The organism is Ignavibacteriales bacterium (assembly GCA_026390775.1).
GTDB lineage: Bacteria > Bacteroidota > Ignavibacteria > Ignavibacteriales > Melioribacteraceae > Fen-1258.
This window is the reverse complement of the sequence record JAPLFF010000007.1, coordinates 1,441,961-1,458,167: the sequence shown is the minus strand read 5'-3', so window position 1 is coordinate 1,458,167 and position 16,207 is coordinate 1,441,961. Positions and strand designations below refer to the sequence as shown.

At 33.7% G+C, this 16,207-nt stretch carries 15 protein-coding genes and 1 tRNA gene; 10 read left to right on the top strand and 6 right to left on the bottom strand.

The genetic code is table 11. From position 1 onward, the window contains the following. Positions 1 to 14 precede the first annotated feature (14 nt). Positions 15 to 2,930: an alpha-amylase family glycosyl hydrolase gene (locus NTZ27_11595; GenBank protein MCX6175386.1), complete on the top strand. Its 2,916-nt coding sequence runs from the start codon at positions 15 to 17 to the stop codon at positions 2,928 to 2,930. 11 nt (positions 2,931 to 2,941) lie between these two features. Here the strand turns inward: NTZ27_11595 and NTZ27_11590 are convergent, their stop codons facing one another. Next, positions 2,942 to 3,703: an RNA methyltransferase gene (locus tag NTZ27_11590; protein ID MCX6175385.1), complete on the bottom strand. Its 762-nt coding sequence runs from the start codon at positions 3,701 to 3,703 to the stop codon at positions 2,942 to 2,944. A gap of 126 nt (positions 3,704 to 3,829) precedes the next feature. Here NTZ27_11590 and NTZ27_11585 point away from each other — a divergent pair. Next, positions 3,830 to 3,902: transfer RNA gene (locus NTZ27_11585), tRNA-Thr, on the top strand. A 366-nt stretch (positions 3,903 to 4,268) separates the two neighbouring features. On the opposite strand, the gene NTZ27_11580 is transcribed toward NTZ27_11585, so the two are convergent. Then, positions 4,269 to 4,457 carry a hypothetical protein gene (locus NTZ27_11580; GenBank protein MCX6175384.1) on the bottom strand — a complete coding sequence of 63 codons (189 nt, stop codon included), beginning with the start codon at positions 4,455 to 4,457 and terminating at the stop codon, positions 4,269 to 4,271. 935 nt (positions 4,458 to 5,392) lie between these two features. Between NTZ27_11580 and NTZ27_11575 the strand changes: the two genes are divergently transcribed. Then, positions 5,393 to 6,052, top strand: a complete 660-nt coding sequence (locus NTZ27_11575; GenBank protein MCX6175383.1) for a hypothetical protein — start codon at positions 5,393 to 5,395, stop codon at positions 6,050 to 6,052. Between the two features lie 49 nt (positions 6,053 to 6,101). Here the strand turns inward: NTZ27_11575 and NTZ27_11570 are convergent, their stop codons facing one another. Continuing rightward, entirely contained in the window at positions 6,102 to 6,785 is a 684-nt protein-coding gene (locus NTZ27_11570) for a hypothetical protein (GenBank protein MCX6175382.1), read from the bottom strand. A 979-nt stretch (positions 6,786 to 7,764) separates the two neighbouring features. Here NTZ27_11570 and NTZ27_11565 point away from each other — a divergent pair. From NTZ27_11565 to NTZ27_11550, 4 genes are all read left to right on the top strand, one after another. Next, a complete protein-coding gene (locus NTZ27_11565; protein ID MCX6175381.1) occupies positions 7,765 to 8,253 on the top strand; it encodes a D-Ala-D-Ala carboxypeptidase family metallohydrolase in 489 nt (162 codons plus the stop codon). Next, a complete protein-coding gene (locus NTZ27_11560) occupies positions 8,253 to 8,513 on the top strand; it encodes a hypothetical protein (GenBank protein MCX6175380.1) in 261 nt (86 codons plus the stop codon). Before NTZ27_11565 ends, NTZ27_11560 begins: the two co-directional genes overlap by 1 nt. Before the next feature lies 1 nt (position 8,514). Next, positions 8,515 to 8,904, top strand: a complete 390-nt coding sequence (locus tag NTZ27_11555; protein MCX6175379.1) for a 3TM-type holin — start codon at positions 8,515 to 8,517, stop codon at positions 8,902 to 8,904. An 83-nt stretch (positions 8,905 to 8,987) separates the two neighbouring features. Beyond that, positions 8,988 to 10,262: a patatin-like phospholipase family protein gene (locus tag NTZ27_11550; GenBank protein MCX6175378.1), complete on the top strand. Its 1,275-nt coding sequence runs from the start codon at positions 8,988 to 8,990 to the stop codon at positions 10,260 to 10,262. A gap of 66 nt (positions 10,263 to 10,328) precedes the next feature. Here the strand turns inward: NTZ27_11550 and NTZ27_11545 are convergent, their stop codons facing one another. Then, complete coding sequence (locus NTZ27_11545) at positions 10,329 to 12,581, bottom strand: ThiF family adenylyltransferase (GenBank protein MCX6175377.1); 2,253 nt, start codon at positions 12,579 to 12,581, stop codon at positions 10,329 to 10,331. Then, positions 12,574 to 13,734 (bottom strand): hypothetical protein, encoded by a 1,161-nt coding sequence (locus NTZ27_11540; protein ID MCX6175376.1) that lies wholly within the window; start codon positions 13,732 to 13,734, stop codon positions 12,574 to 12,576. Before NTZ27_11540 ends, NTZ27_11545 begins: the two co-directional genes overlap by 8 nt. Before the next feature lie 205 nt (positions 13,735 to 13,939). On the opposite strand from NTZ27_11540, the gene NTZ27_11535 reads away from it, so the two are divergent. From NTZ27_11535 to NTZ27_11525, 3 genes are read left to right on the top strand one after another with little or no spacing between them, the layout of a single operon-like run. Continuing rightward, on the top strand, positions 13,940 to 14,533 hold the full coding sequence (locus NTZ27_11535; GenBank protein ID MCX6175375.1) for a hypothetical protein: 594 nt from the start codon (positions 13,940 to 13,942) through the stop codon (positions 14,531 to 14,533). Further along, on the top strand, positions 14,530 to 14,952 hold the full coding sequence (locus tag NTZ27_11530) for a hypothetical protein (protein ID MCX6175374.1): 423 nt from the start codon (positions 14,530 to 14,532) through the stop codon (positions 14,950 to 14,952). The genes NTZ27_11535 and NTZ27_11530 overlap by 4 nt, the downstream gene beginning before the upstream one ends. Further along, positions 14,952 to 15,719 (top strand): ImmA/IrrE family metallo-endopeptidase, encoded by a 768-nt coding sequence (locus NTZ27_11525; protein MCX6175373.1) that lies wholly within the window; start codon positions 14,952 to 14,954, stop codon positions 15,717 to 15,719. Before NTZ27_11530 ends, NTZ27_11525 begins: the two co-directional genes overlap by 1 nt. 184 nt (positions 15,720 to 15,903) lie before the next feature. Here the strand turns inward: NTZ27_11525 and NTZ27_11520 are convergent, their stop codons facing one another. Next, positions 15,904 to 16,077: a hypothetical protein gene (locus NTZ27_11520; protein MCX6175372.1), complete on the bottom strand. Its 174-nt coding sequence runs from the start codon at positions 16,075 to 16,077 to the stop codon at positions 15,904 to 15,906. Positions 16,078 to 16,207: the final 130 nt, after the last annotated feature.

The following is a 16,207-nucleotide window of genomic DNA, read 5'->3' as shown; positions in this document are numbered from 1 at the left end:
AGACCGAACTTATTATGAAAATTAAACTGATAGCTTTGTTAACATTCTTTTCTGCATCTGTTTTCGCACAAACGACCTTTGTAACTACACCTACTTACCCAACTCAAACCGATCAGATTACAATTTTATTTGATATTACAAATGCAACCAGAATTGCCGGTTATATCGGTAACGTTTATGCACATACTGGCGTTACAATTGTAACAAATAATGGCGCTCCCCAACGTTGGCAAAAAGTAAAAGGAAATTGGGGAGATAATGGTGTACAACCACAACTAACATATGATAGTTATAATCATTATAAAATTGTTATTAGTAATCCGAGAGCTTATTATTTATCTATAGCTGATCAAAATAACTCTAATATTAAAATTACTGAGCTCTGCTTCGTTCTAAGAAGTTCAGACGGTACCAAACAAACCGAAGATATATTTGTTCCTCTTTATTCGCCCGGAATTTCTGTTGTGCTCAATTCTCCAATAGTAAACACAAGTTTCGGTGATCCATCTCGCTCACCGGTTTTTGTTTTGCCAGGCGGAACTGTTTCGATCTCGGTTTCAACTTCAGAACTCGGAACGAAAACAAAATCAATAACATTATTTATTAACAATATTCAGAAGGCACAAAGCTTATCCAATTCCTTAAACTATTCATTCGTTGCAAATGAAAATCTGACATCTAAGAACGAAATAAAAATTATTGCTTCTGATACTGCCAACGTGAAAGACTCATCAAAGTTTGTGATAATGAGAAATCCGACAATAAAAAATCTTGCACCTCCTCAAGGAACAATTCAGGGAATAAATTATGGAAGTGATCCAACTAAAGTTACACTTGCACTTTATGCACCACAGAAAAGTTTCGTTTATGTGATAGGTGAATTCGGAAACAGCGATTGGAAAGTTGACACAACTTATTTTATGAATAAATTTATACCTAATTCCGCTAAACCTGATAGCGTGATTTGGTGGACTACTATTTCGAATCTAACATCAGGACAGGAATATGCTTACCAATTTTTAATTGACGGCAGTTTGCGCATCTATGATCCTTACACAGATAAAATTCTTGATCCTTCAAATGACAGTGGAGTTATTGCATCAGGTGTTTATCCGAATTTAAAATCATATCCATTAAATAAAACTGATAATGTCGTTGGCATTCTTCAAACAGGGCAACCAAGTTACAGCTGGCAAGTTCCATCCTTCAATCGTCCTTCAAAAGAAAAGTTAGTTATTTATGAATTGCTGATACGCGATTTTGTAAGCACACATTCTTATAAAACATTAATTGATACACTGAGCTATTTCAGAAAACTTGGTGTGAATGCAATTGAGTTAATGCCGATATCTGAGTTTGAAGGAAATAATAGCTGGGGTTATAATCCGATGACATATTTTGCACCGGATAAATATTACGGAACGAAAACCGATCTAAAAACATTTATAGATGCATGTCATCAAAACGGTATTGCAGTGATAATGGATATCGTGCTCAATCATGCGTACAATTCAAATTCTATGGCACAGATGTATTGGGATTCGGCAAACAGCAGACCTTCGGCAAATAATCCATGGTTCAATACTGTCGCACCGCACCAATGTTATTTTTGGGGAAATGATTTCAACCACGAAAGTTCTGCTACAAAATATTTTGTTGACCGCGTTACATCATTCTGGCTGACCGAGTACAAAATGGATGGTTTTCGTTTTGATTTTACAAAAGGTTTTACAAACACACCATCGAGCAACACTAATAACAGTTGCGGATCAACCAGGGATCCTTCAAGAATTGCAATCTTAGAAAGAATTGCCAGCAAAATTTGGAATGTTTCTCCAAACGCTTATGTGATACTAGAACATTTTGCAGATAATGATGAAGAAAAAGAACTTGCAAATTTTGGTGCGATGCTGTGGGGAAATTTTAATTCTGCTTACAATCAAGCAACAATGGGTTATGCAACAAATCCATCGTGGGATTTTTCCTGGATTTCCTATTCAAACAGAGGATGGAATTTGCCCGGCGTTGACGGATATATGGAAAGCCACGATGAAGAAAGATTGATGTTCAAGAATCTTTTTTATGGAAATTCTTCCGGCAGTTATAATGTAAAAGATCTCGTCACAGCCCTCAACAGAATAAAATTAGCTGCAACTTTTTTTATTACAGTTCCCGGTCCAAAAATGATCTGGATGGGCGGTGAGTTAGGATACGATGTTTCAATTAATACAAATGGTAGATTGGGAGAAAAACCATTTGCATGGAATTATTTTTCTAACACTGATAGAAAAAGTTTGTTCAATGTCTTTGCCGGATTGATCCGATTAAAGAAAGCGTATCCGGTATTTTCCAGCACATCATTTTCTATTTCGGCTTCACAATCTGCAAAGAGCATCCACATAAATGATCTTACAATGGGTCCTTCTTCAATGAATGTAACAATTATCGGCAACTTCGATGTGATTCCCGTGAACATCACACCTGCATTTCAAGGCACCGGAATGTGGTACGAGTTCTTTACCGGAGACAGCTTAAGTGTAACTGATGTTAATGCACCAATAAATTTTCAACCTGGAGAATATCGTCTTTACACGTCCAAGAAAGTGCCGAAGTTAGATGTAATCACCGATGTTCAGAATACAAATGGGCAAACAATTCCAAAAGAATTTAGTCTTGCGCAAAATTATCCCAATCCGTTTAATCCGTCAACTATCATCAGCTACCAAATTTCTATTGCCGGACATGTTTCATTAAAAGTTTATGATTTACTTGGAAGAGAAGTTGCAACATTAGTAAATGAATTTAAGCAGCCGGGAAATTATACCTCGCAATTCTCAATTCTCAATTCTCAATTATCTTCAGGAGTTTATTTTTATAGAATTTCAGCAGGAGATTTTGTTGAAACGAAAAAGATGATCTTTCTCAAGTAGTGAAATAAAATTCAAAACTTACTTAACGCGGAAAGTATAACGGCAGAAGCGCTGGCAACATTAAGCGATTCTGCTTTTCCTATTCTGGGGATTGTAATTTTAGAATCGCAAATTTCTAAAAGATTATTTGTCGGTCCGTTTGCTTCATTAGCCAACACAAGAATTGTCTTTTTGTTAAACGCATAATCATAAAGATTTTCTCCAGTCAAATCAGCACATAGGACGACAAATCCATTTTTCTTTTGTTCCTTCAGCGCATTATAAAAATCTTTCTCTTCAAAAATATTCAGATGAAATACCGAACCTGCCGATGCACGAATTACTTTCGGGTTATATACTTCAGCACAATCTAGATTTAACAAAATATTTTTTACACCAAACCAATCACAGTTGCGAATGATCGTTCCAACATTACCCGGATCTGAAATGTTTTCCAATGCAACAATTAGTTTTTCGTGTTCAAAGTCTGAGGAGAATTGCTGTCTAAAATGAAATACTCCTATAGTACCTTGAGGATTCTTTGTGTCGCATAATTTTTCAAAGTCGGTAGATTTTACAATTTCTGTGTTGATCTTTTTTCTGTTTAATTGTTTTATGAGATTTTGATTTTCTGCGGCAGATTCTTTGAGAGCTAAAATAATTTCGCACGAGTAACCGGAGTCCAATGCTTCTGAGATCAGTTTAATTCCTTCAACAAGAAATTTCTTCTCTTGATGTCTAAATTTTTTGTTCAGAAGTGATGAATAATATTTAATTTGATTTTTCGTCAACATGAATTTCTTTTATTTCCATTTCAAATATAGAGTTTTTTGGAATATGCCGATTAAGAAGTGAGAATAAATCGGTTGGAATAATTGCGCTGAATGTGAATTTTATGTTAGATTTGCCCACGAAAAAACGCTGGCTTAGCTCAGTTGGTAGAGCAGCTGATTTGTAATCAGCAGGTCGCGGGTTCGAGTCCCATAGCCAGCTCTTAATAAGCTCGATTCTAAATCAGAATCGGACTTTTTTCTTTTCCGGCTTTCCAAAAATCCCGATTATCTTTAGCCCTAAAGTAGGGACTGGGTAGGGACTTTCCAGTTTTCTTCTTCTTTCCGAACAATATTTTATAAAATATCTCCAGGAAAGTTCTGGTTTGCCGTACCAATAATCCTTTCTGATATTTTAGAACAATAAATTTCTTTTACCGGCTTCGAACTTTTTACCTTTTAAATATAGTTAAATAGTCAAATAAGAGAAAGAACCGGAAGTTATGCAACTTCCGAATTTGGTTATCTTTTCTTTTTTCTTTTGTCTCAATTGCTGTTTTTGTTCTTCTGATAACATTTCTAAACTCCTTTAAGATTTTTTAAGTGATTTGATAAAAGCATTTAAGAAAGTATTTGCAGATGAATATGTTTTGAATGATTGTGAATGAAGTGAGCCTGATGGAGTAAATACATTTACAAAGAATTTTTCTTTTAATTGAATTAACCGAACAAGAAAACCTTTGTGCCTTTTTGAGTAGTGAACTATTACCGATGCCACGACTTAACCTTTTACGACGTTAAAAAACAAATTTTGCCCGCTTAGTCACGCTCTTGCGAAAAAATGATTTGTTACCATGATGGTGTAAGAAAAGATGATAATTCAAGGCAAGGGCGAAACCCGATTGATTAAAATTTATTGATATTAATTAGAGGGTAAGTTTCATATACCCTTGCCTCGATTGGTTACTAAGATTCGAATAACACTAAGCTTGTTTACCAGCGGGCAAAATTATGATGCCTTAGAATGAACGGAGTGAATCAAACAATTTGGAGAAACAAAGCTTTGAGGTTCTGAAAGAAAAGGAATCGTTGTTGTTTTTAGCAATTTATGAGTTTGGAAATTGGCACAGCTTTTTGATTCAAAAAGTGTGAGCAAGAGACAAACGAATAATTTGCGTTAAGGTTTTATGAGGGAAATATTTTTGAATGCTCTTGATGAAAAATTATTGACCGAACTGAAAGTTTAATTGAAAGTAGATTTTAGCCTTTTGGACTATGCGAACGAACATCAGCGAAGTATGAGCGCAGTGAGTGAGTATAGACAAATGGCGTTAAAGGGTTTGTGAGCAAAATATTTTTGGAGAGAGGAAACGAAAGACAATATTATTTTGCGAAATGGAATATTATTTTAAAAAGTAAAGCCGCCTATTGGCGGCTTTTTTGCATCTAACGTGGGGGGAACATTAGACACAAGTACCACATGAAATCTAAAAAGCTGTTGGTAAAAAAGCAATAGAAATATTAAATCGAAATACTCGAAATTCGTATGCATGAGTGCTTTTATTTTTGAATGTCTTTGATGAAAAATTATTGACCGAACTGAAAATAGGTCTCTCTTTTCATCGGGAAAAGATTCATGATGATGTTATTGATTTATTTTAATTGATAATTCAGTTATGTTAATTGCAACCCTAATTTAACAATGGAGTTTATATGAGAAGAATGAATTACTCATTCATCTTACTTATTTACCTCTTTTCGTTGAGCGTCAGCAATGGGCAAACCACAGAATTAAATCCCGGTGTTGAGAGATGGAGTATTAAAACAAGTCTTCCGAAAAAGTCTACTAAGATGACAATTCCATTAACTGAATTATTAGCACTCAACAATCCAATTGAATCTTATTCAGCTAAAGAATATGGAGCTAAGAGAATTCCTAACCCGGTTCAGAAAGGTTTGAAAGAAGGAGATATTGTAACTACGAGAGGATATTTGCACTTGGTAGCATTAGAAAATGATTCCAAATATCATAGGGATGGCGATTATCATGTACAGATTAGGAATACAGCAGAATGGAAGGATAGTTGTCTAATAGTAGAAGTTCCAAATCCGGATGCGCGATTTGTTTCAGATAGTAAGTTGCGTGAAAAATGTAAAGTTGTGAGAGATTTTATTAAAGAGGAATTCTTAAAAGGAAAAGAACCAGGTGCAGGTAATATAATGGAACATAAAATGTATGTGGAAATAACCGGTCAATTATTTTTTGATGCATCTCATTTAAAAGGAAATCCAAGGGGTAAAAAAGGAATGAAGTCATATACATGCTGGGAAATTCATCCGGTTACTTCTATAAAATTTATAAAAAGTAAATGATATATTGAATGAATAGATATGGGCGACGTGAGCCGCCCAAAATTAAGGATTAGCTAAGTTTTGTGAATGTCCCGGAGTTCTGGATTACTTTACCCTCAGCGGTTTTCGTTACTACACACACATAGAGAATACTGTGTTGATACTTCGCCGCAGTAGCTTTTTGTAAAACGTTGAAATCCATTTCTAGATCGTAAGTCTGAGCGAAGTTGAAATTAGCGACTTCTTTTGATAGCGGGATGATCTTGAATGGATCATCATTCTCATTCGTTGGGTCATAATAACAGACTAAAGCATTTGCAGAAAGATTAACTTCATCAGCGCCGAAGACAGATGCAGTATTGAGCGCCGGAAGTGAAGCTGTAATTTTATCAGCTTCTACTGCAGCAGTTGTGATCTGCAAAGGAAACCCTTCCGGGACAATAATGTTTTGCTCTGTCGGCTTCTCTGTGGAAGAGTAAGCAAAGTTACTCTGAAAGACTTCATTGAAAACTGAGCTGGCTACATTTCTTACTTTCTTCCAAATTGAAACTAGTGAAGCGAGAGCCAGAATTGCACTTGCAAACTTTGCAGTGACAGAGAATTTCTGTCGAACTTCCAAAACTGCCGGTTCTTGACTAGCGTTGAAACTGGATGGACGAGCTGCTAGAATTGTTCGACCATCAACTGTTCTCGCGGAAAGGTTGCCAAGCTTTCCGGATAAGTTACCGAGGACATTTCCATTTACGATTGCCATAATACCTCCATGATTAATTGATAATTGCAAATTGAGAATTGAGAATTTTTCTCGGAGGTAATCTTAGCATCTTTGGTTGTGGTGTTCACTGTAATAAAGGGAAAGTAAAAGAAAATTAATGTGGCACTTCGACAAGCTCAGTGCAGGCTTGGATGTGGCTGGTTACTGGCTTGTTAGGGGCTTGATTGATGAGGGAAAAGAAACCGGCTTGATTTGTCGTTTACGGAATAGGATTGTGTTTACGGAATCGTAACATAAATTATATTTTTCTGAGAGATGGAAAATTGATTCGATCTGGTTGTGAGTCATTCTTAACTCCAGGTATTCTGATTTGATTTGCAGATTCCGAAGCACCAATTCGTTGATCAGACCATGTTCTTTGTATAACCGGAATTTAGAATCAGATCTAATTCGAGTGATATCTAATAAGTTTTTGTGCATAGTAAAACAACAGATCTTTGGATTAAAACTATTTCTTATACGATAGTTTTTCAACGCTCGATGTTTGTGATTTGTTTTCTTTTGTTATCAGGAATGATCAAATACTAAGCGAGTTTGAAAAAATTGCATAACTGATAATTTTATGATACGATTAAGGAGTGGGCGTGTCGAGAGCACGAGCCGCCCACGACTGGAATTTATATTAGGTTAGAAAGAAAAATGAAATGACCGAATGACAGTTCGTAAATGTATGATGAGGTGATTAGTATTTTTTTGTGCCGAGTTTATATAAGACAACTTTATGTAAGATAGATAGAACTACAAAGTGAAAGCCCGCCAAAGGCGGGCGAGTTGGGACTGATTCAACTTGAACATAAAGTTACTTATGTAAAACTGGCTGTCCCCTACCCAGATGAGCTGAGACCTCCACATAAAAGTTTGACGATCAATAAAATCTCTTATTTGATGTAAAGTGAAATACAGTGGTTCTTTCCGTGAGAAGTGAAAAGTTAGACGTGGGAAGAAAAGGAATCATAATATGAAGCTCTCTGATAACACTTCGACTATGCTCAGTGCAAGTTTTAGTCTTGATGAGTTTACAATTTCTCAAGTTGCGGAAAGACATGGTTATAGAAATGATCCGAATGATACTCAGATTAAGAATCTGAGTTACTTATGCGTGAATATACTTCAACCATTGAGAGAAATTATCAATGTTCCGATTTTTATTAATTCCGGTTTTCGTTCATTCGATGTAAATGCTGCAGTAGGTGGAAGATTTAATTCTCAACACCTTGAAGGAAAAGCTACGGACTTTGTTGTTCCTTCTATGAATTTGGTTGATGTGTTCAATATTGTTCTGCAACGACTTTCTTTTGATCAATTGATTTATGAATTCGGGAAGTGGATTCATGTTTCTTGGAATGGTGAATTGAATCGAAAAGATGTGATGATTTCGAAAAAGTTTTATGGGAAAACGGTTTATGAGAACGTGAAAGGTGAAACGCTAGACGTGAGAAGTATTTAATGAGTGAGAACATTAATATCTGGATTATTGGAGGACTTTTAAGCTTGGTGAACTTCTTGTTTTGGTCAAGGATTAAAAGGATTGAAAAAGATGTTGATGAAACGAAAAAGAAATCATTTTCGATTGAGAAAAATTATTTATCTCGGTTTGAAGAGCTTCATAATAAATTGAGTGACGTTGAGAAAAATATTATTCGAGAGATTTACAATATTAAGCTTTCAGCAATCAGTCATCAGCATTCAGAAAAAGAAGGAGGTTAAAATGGGAGTGTTAGATTTTTTAAGTGGAATTGTAAAACCGATTACTGATTTGATTGATAACCTTACAACCACTGATGAAGAGCGTGGAAAGTTGCAAAATGAATTGACGAAAATTGAGAATGAGTTTTTGGGTAAGGCATTGGAGTATGAAGCAAAGCTTATTGATTCACAAAGCAGAATTGTTGAAGCGGAAGCGAAAGGACAAAGCTGGCTTCAAAGAAATTGGAGACCAATTACAATGCTTACATTTTTGGTTCTTGTTGTGTGTGATAGTTTTGGTTTGCTTGCATTTAGATTGAGTAATGAAGCGTGGTTGCTTTTGCAAATTGGTTTAGGTGGTTATGTTGTCGGTCGAACAGGTGAAAAGATTGTGGAAAAAATCAGAAAGTAATTTTTGTGCATGAAGGAATATTTGAAATTTTATATGCATTTTTGATCTGAGATGTATTGTTATTTTGTAATGAAGGTGAATGTATGCATAAAAATAAGAAAATTGGATTGGCATTATCCGGAGGCGGTTTTAGAGCAGCAGCATTTCATTTGGGTACATTGAAGAAATTGAATGAGCTTGGAATTCTTAAAAATATCGATGTGATTTCTACAATTTCCGGAGGTTCTATAGTTGGTGCTTACTATGTTTTCAATAAAGATAATTTCGATTTCTTTTGGAAAAACTTTCAAGAGATACTGAAAAAGAATTTAATTCTTCGTGCTTGTTTATCATCAGGTTTTGTTATTCGCGCACTTATTCTAACAGCAACAGTATTTGTATTCTATTATTTAACCAATAGCTGTAGTTGGACAGTGGTTTATCTGCTTCTTCTATTAATATTTATCGGATGTTTTTTCTACAAAATATTTCCGACAACTTATTTAATTCGGAAACAATATGATTCATTGATTTATAAAGAAAAAGAATTAAAAGATTTGCCGGAAAAACCACAGTTAATTATTAATTCTACGAATCTTGATACAGGTACACTATTTTCGTTTACAAAAGAATACTCGTTTGATTCTTCCTATAAATATCCACCATATAACATAGATCCAAATTTTGATACCAAGGATTTTTCAATTGCTGTTGCTGTTGCATGTTCAACAGCGGTTCCTTATGCTTTTTCTCCAACAGTTCTTAGATTTAAAAGTAATGGGAAATTAATAAGACCAAAATTAGTTGACGGTGGCGTATATGATAATCAAGGGATTTACAGGGTAGCGGGTAACGATCCAAAGTATAAAACCGATATAGTAATAGTAAGCGATGCATCCGCACCTTTTGTTAAAAAGTTTTACGGTATAAATCCGTTGCCGGTTTTGGGAAGGATAATGAGTGTGATGATGAAAAGGATAAAGAGCGTACAATTTCTTCAAAGCATTTATGAAGAAAAAGAAGATAAACTATGGGAGATCGGATATTATTCGCTTGATTGGAATTATGAAAATTGTCTTGCGGGTTTCTACACTGCTGCAAGCAAAGATAAGATTCGACCACATTTACTAGAATATCATAATATTACTGATGAGATGAAGAAAAATAAGAAGTTGATGACTGAGCATTTAAAAAAATCGATCGGATATGAAAAAATAATACAGAACGGACTTTCAAATGAAGAAATTAATTTCGTAAAAAAGATAAGTACTAGTTTGAAAGCACTTACCGAGAAAGAAATAGATTTATTAAGCAGACATTCTGAAGCGTTAACGGAAATACAGGTAAAGCTTTATTGCCCAATGCCTATAACCGAATAAGCCCTAAATATTGGGTTAAAAGTTTATAAAGTCCTTCTAAATAATAGTTCCATGTTTTACACAAATTTATTTTGCGAATTGAGTTTTATCAAAAACGAATCCCATAATGTTTTGTTCTTTTTTAGTATAAGCAATTATCAACAATAAAGATTTTGGTGGGCATAGCTCAGTAACGACTAACTCCATACTATGCTTATCTTTCCCGCTGTAATTTGGTGAGCCAAACGGATGGGAATGCCATAAACCGACAAAATAAGAGGAACCACTATATTTCTTTTTTCTTTCATCATTTAATTCTTTGGTTCCTAAAATACCACATACAAAATCATTTGCTGCGGCGATACTATCTTTTGGGGGTTCGGAAATATCATCAATATAAACCACCTTATTCAAATCATCCCATTCTCCGAAAATTAATCCGCCAGTTTCAAAGTGCGTATTTCTGCTAGAATTTTCTTTTTTAATTATCTTATTTATGTTTTCTATGGCTTGCTTATTGAGTATAACTTTGTAATTGTTCACCGGATCTTTAAGTAATAAATCATCTGAATAATTATCAAATGTTATCTCGTGATACTTTTCTTCGTCATAATTATAAATGTTCTGAGAAAGGAAAATACATTTACTCGCAGAATTTGTTACAACTAAATGTCTTGAGATGGAATTCATCATTAGGCCAGAAATAGTACTGATATCTGCTTCTGAACCAGAAAAAGTCGGGTCTGAACATCCAGGTTCAGGTTGAAATAGTTTTTGAGGAATACTCCCATTATCAGGATAAAAATATGGCAACCAATTATTATCATCACTATCACAAAGATGTAGTTTTGATTTTCTAATCAAATCAACAATGCCACAATATGACTTCTTAGATCTATAAACGACCATTCCTTTTTTTGCGATACTATCAACAACAAAAGAAATTATCTCTTTTTGAATATTCTCTTTTATTAACAAACCATCTAATTTGCGCAGAACTTTTTTTGATGCAGTAGTATCAATAATAATATCACTATTCTCTGACCAATGATTTTTATCCATTCGCTTTAAAATATTCTCATTAAATGACTCGACCTTTACATCATTGAGCAATGAATGAATCTTACCTATTCTATTTTTCATTGCCTCTGCTTTATTCAATCCTATATCATCTTCATAAAAAAGCTGGCGTGATAATAAACCAGGTTTTACAATATTATTGTCAAATAGTAAAAGCCTTTTCGGTTTGGCTCTAATAATTATTTCTGCTATATGACTTCCGACTGCACCACAGCCCCATATTTCGATAGTTTTATTAGTAAAGAAAGAAGTATATGCATCTCGGTCACGCGGGATAATTATTTCGGGTCTGTTCTCAAGAATACTGCACCAAAGAAGTTTAGACTTTTCAGCGTATTTTATAAACTGGTTTAGATGATTTTCGGCTTTACTTGGGTTTTGTCTGAATTTATTCGAGTCAAAACCACGCAGATTACCCGCAATTTTAGTTTCGAGATACCAACAAAGTAAGTGTTGCTTACGGTTATCACTATCCCCCCGCATAGGTGTTCCTATAATAATAAAAAGCGGAGTACCAGATTTATTGAATGCCATTACTTTTTGAAGATGTTTAACAAAACGAACTAAATCTATGCCTCGATCCTTTAAGAGATGTATTAAAGTAAAAAGAAAATACGGGTATTCAAAAGGCATGTCTTTTTTAAGAAGAATAACCGCGGCATAGCGGCTTTTGCTATTTAATAAATCTGTTCCATACCAATCAGAAATGAAAAGACAATCATCATTAAGTCTTTCTAATTTTGCCGCACCCAACCAGTAATCATCATTAAAGCTAGGGGAATTTTTATTTGGAATTATTTTATAAGAAATATTAGAGCTGGTATAGGCAACAGGTGGATGGAGTGGTGCGTCGTTCGGATCTAATTGATTAATAGCAGCTCTTTTAAGATAAAGATCGAGACGTGATATATACCCAAACATTCCTTCTGCAGGATCCCATTCAACATCAGGAGCTTGGTACAAGCAAAGAAATGAGCCCCATTGTACATGAGGTTTGCCATAATATCGAAAGTCAGAAAATAGAATATTAGGGATTTCGTACGGGAAATCTTTTGGAATTAACAATTTAAAACGTTCACGTGGACGAAAATTAAAACCAACGATCGATTTATTATATAATCTAGTGAGGATAGAAATATTAACACAAAGATAATCGTCATTGCTTCCATGTTGATAGTAGTCTATGATCTTAAAATTACCACGATCCTCAATTTCAATAGCTTTTAATTGTTCTAGAGCAAGCTTTTGATTTTCATTCATTGTATGAACCAAAACCAGTTCTGGTTGAAGGAGGATCATTTATTCCTCTAGCAGCTGTGATGGAAGCGCTTAATGTTTCTCCAGATTTTCCAGATTTACCTTCATCATTTATATTTATACCTTTATCGTCTAATGAGAAGATAATTGGACGAGGTGTTTTTTCATTTGGATATTCCATTGTACATATAAAATCCTTTGGGACTATCTCTTCATATCTATCTTTTGCAAGTGCATGAGGGGGATTATCACCATCTTTATTTTTTGATGGAACTGGTTCAGAACTTGAAATAATGTATCCGTATTCATCTGCATTCTTTTTGATTTTTTCAAGAATATCCTCTTTAAGTTTTTCTTCTTTGTCATCTTCAGATTTCCAGTACATAACACTTTTTGAGCAATGATGTGGTGCTAAGAATATGTTCCAATGAAGGTCTGTTTTTTCCGATTTATCAAAAATTCTTGTAAGTATTTCATAATGAATATCACCCAATAAAAGTGAACTCAATTCTTTATTTGAATTTTTCAAAGTAATTTGGAGACCAAGACAAGTCTCATTTCTATCACCTTCTAAATCGTCTTTAAATGGAGAATGAACAAATGCACGAAACTGATTTTTAAAACTGGATTGGTTGATTGAAGTTATTTCGTGACCGGGTACCGAAAGATACTCTTTTGGAAAGTTTTTGAATTCATCGTCTTTTAATAATTCATCATACCCAATAATTCTGACTCTATCACATTCTTTAACATTACCATTCAGACGTATCATTTCTTTAACGCGTCTTTCAGCTTCTTTTTTAAATGCACTTGCATCATCACATAGATCAATATGATACTCTCTAAAGATGCGTGGGGTAAACCAAATTTCACCAATTTTTATTTTATTTAATAATTCTTGAAATCCTTGGCAATGGTCTTTATCCGGATGGGTTAGAACAAATAATGCAAGGAATGGATTCTTATCTTTTTTAGGTAATATCTTAATTAATTCATCAATGATAGGAATATGAGGATCTTCTTTATCATCACTTTTTTTCAAATGGCGTAAGTCGATTTGTATAACAGTAGAAGTATCAATACAAATAGTTGTACTATCACCAGTACCTATTGGCCAAAACACAATTCCTTGTTCAGGTAATGAAATTGATGACATTTCGAACTCCTTTATATATTCAATTAAATTTATTTTTCAAAAAGATTACTATTTACCTTTTTATTCAAAGATACAACTGATTATTTAATAATTGTCATATCCTTTCTTTGTCCTTATATTATAAGCTAATGAAGAAATAAAATTTGCCATTACTATCTTGGATATTTTTTTACAGTGAATAGCTTATATAGTATAGAAGGTAATTATGGATGAGAACGACCTATTAGAAGAATTAAAGAATCAAGATTGGAAAACAATGATCTTGAAGGCGGCCAACTATGTACAGAAAAAGCTTCAAGCTACCAGTCTGGTTAAGGGAAGCAAACAATTTGCAAGAGGTACGGAAGCAAAAGAAATTGTTTTTAAAGCAATCGAATTGCTTTTTGTCGGCGAAAGGAAGTGGAATAAAAAAGTACATCCGGAATTATTTCAACATTTAATTAGCACCATAAATAGCCTTCTTTATGAACATCTTCATTCTTTTGAAAATAAAAAAAGAACGATTATCAATGAAACAGATAATGAAATAGAATCCGATTCATTCTGGGATAATATTTTGAGCGATTCTTCACCAAAAGAATTAATAGAGTATAAAGAGATCCTCGATGAATGTCTAAAAATAGTTGAAGATGAAACAGAGTTAACCGATCTATTACTATATGTAATTGATGATTATGACAGAACTGAAATTGCCCAAAAGATGAACAAATCTATTAAAGAAATAGATAACATGAAAAAGCGTCTTAGACGAAAATTAAATAATGAATTAAATGTTAGAAAGGTAGGGATTCCAAAATGAATCCAATAAAAAATAATAGTGAATTAAAAAATCTTTTTGAATTTCTCTCTGAAGATGATTCAAAAGATATTAATCATGTAAAAGAAGAATTATCGTTGGCAGGTATCCAACCAGATTTATTAGTTAGAGAAGGAGAAGAACTAATAAAAAAGTTTATCGGAAAGAGACAGAGAGAATTAACCAAAATCAAACTGTTCCAAATGAAAGAGAAACTAAACTCTTTCTTGGCAACTAGTAAAGAAGTGACCGGTACGAACGCAAAGGAATTTCTTTTTAATCTTTTAGGTGATAGGAATAGTGAAGCCTTCCAAGCTAGTTTCAGAAACATCGATAATCTTAGTGATAAAGAAGCTTTGGATATTTTGAACGAAAGTCAATTACTGGAATTCTTTTCAAAAATTATGAATGAAGGAAAATAATGTCAGTTGTAGCGATTGCTAAAGCAAATATTATCCTACAGGAATATGGTATTTCATCACCAGATGAAATTGAATTAGAGTTAATTGCTTTTGATAGAGGTCTACTTATTCAGGAAAAAGAACTCTTTGGTTGCGAAGGAAGGTTAATTAATAATAAGAATTATGGACTAATCATCATTAACAAAAGCATCAAGGAAAAAGGTAAAAAACGATTTATTATAGCTCACGAAATTGGGCATTTTGAATTGCAAAAGGGAAAAGACAATATTAGTATTTGTGAAGAGAGTTCGTTTATAAATTGGAATAAGAACGGACCACAGGAAAACGATGCTAATATTTTTGCTTCTGAAATATTATTTCCTAGAAGTCTTTTTCTAGAATTTTGTAAAGGAGTAAAATTCTCCAAAGAATTAATTCTTGATTTAGCAAATCTTTTCTCATGCAGCTTATCGGCTACGGCCTTAAGATATGCTGATGTTGGTAACATTCCAATTGCCGTTATATTTTCTCAAAATAAACAAATCAAATGGTATCGATGCCATAAAGATTTTCCATTCCAATTTGTTGATTTAAGAATACCGGTTAATTCATACTCATTTGCATTTGATTACTATAATAAAAAAGAATTGCCGTATGGTCCTCAAGAAATAATATCTGATGCTTGGTTTACAAAAGATTTCAGATTCAAATCTCAACGTAAATTATTTGAGCAGAATATTTCTTTCCCTTCGTACAATGCAGTTTTAAGTTTCGTTTGGGAGATGTGATTAAACGAAATTAAAGTGATATAAATGGATGGGAGAATTTTGCAAAGATAGTGTAATACACACCATAGTATTAAAATTCTGCAAACATGGTAATCGACTTTTCGTCAAGATAGAAAAAATTAAGTGTATTAATATAAATGTATTATTATTGAACTAATATATAACTGTATATCATATTTGAAAGTCATTTCAGTAGTTCATCAACCCAGCTTTTATATCTTTCAAAATGTTTCCACAATTGATCAACATCCTTTATTTCATTGTCTTGGGCATAAACTGTGATCCACTCAGTTTTTCCGAGTTCATCTTTTATTTTTTTTTGCCAATCTTTAAATGCTAAGTCTTTTGATGAGGACATATATTAAAAATTATATTTGTTGTTTACACTGTAAACACTATATTTACAGCGGAACTTCAAAAGTTGTCTTAAAATCATAACTCGCCCTTTGGCGGAGGTTGTCTTTCGGGACACGGGTTTAAGAGAATTT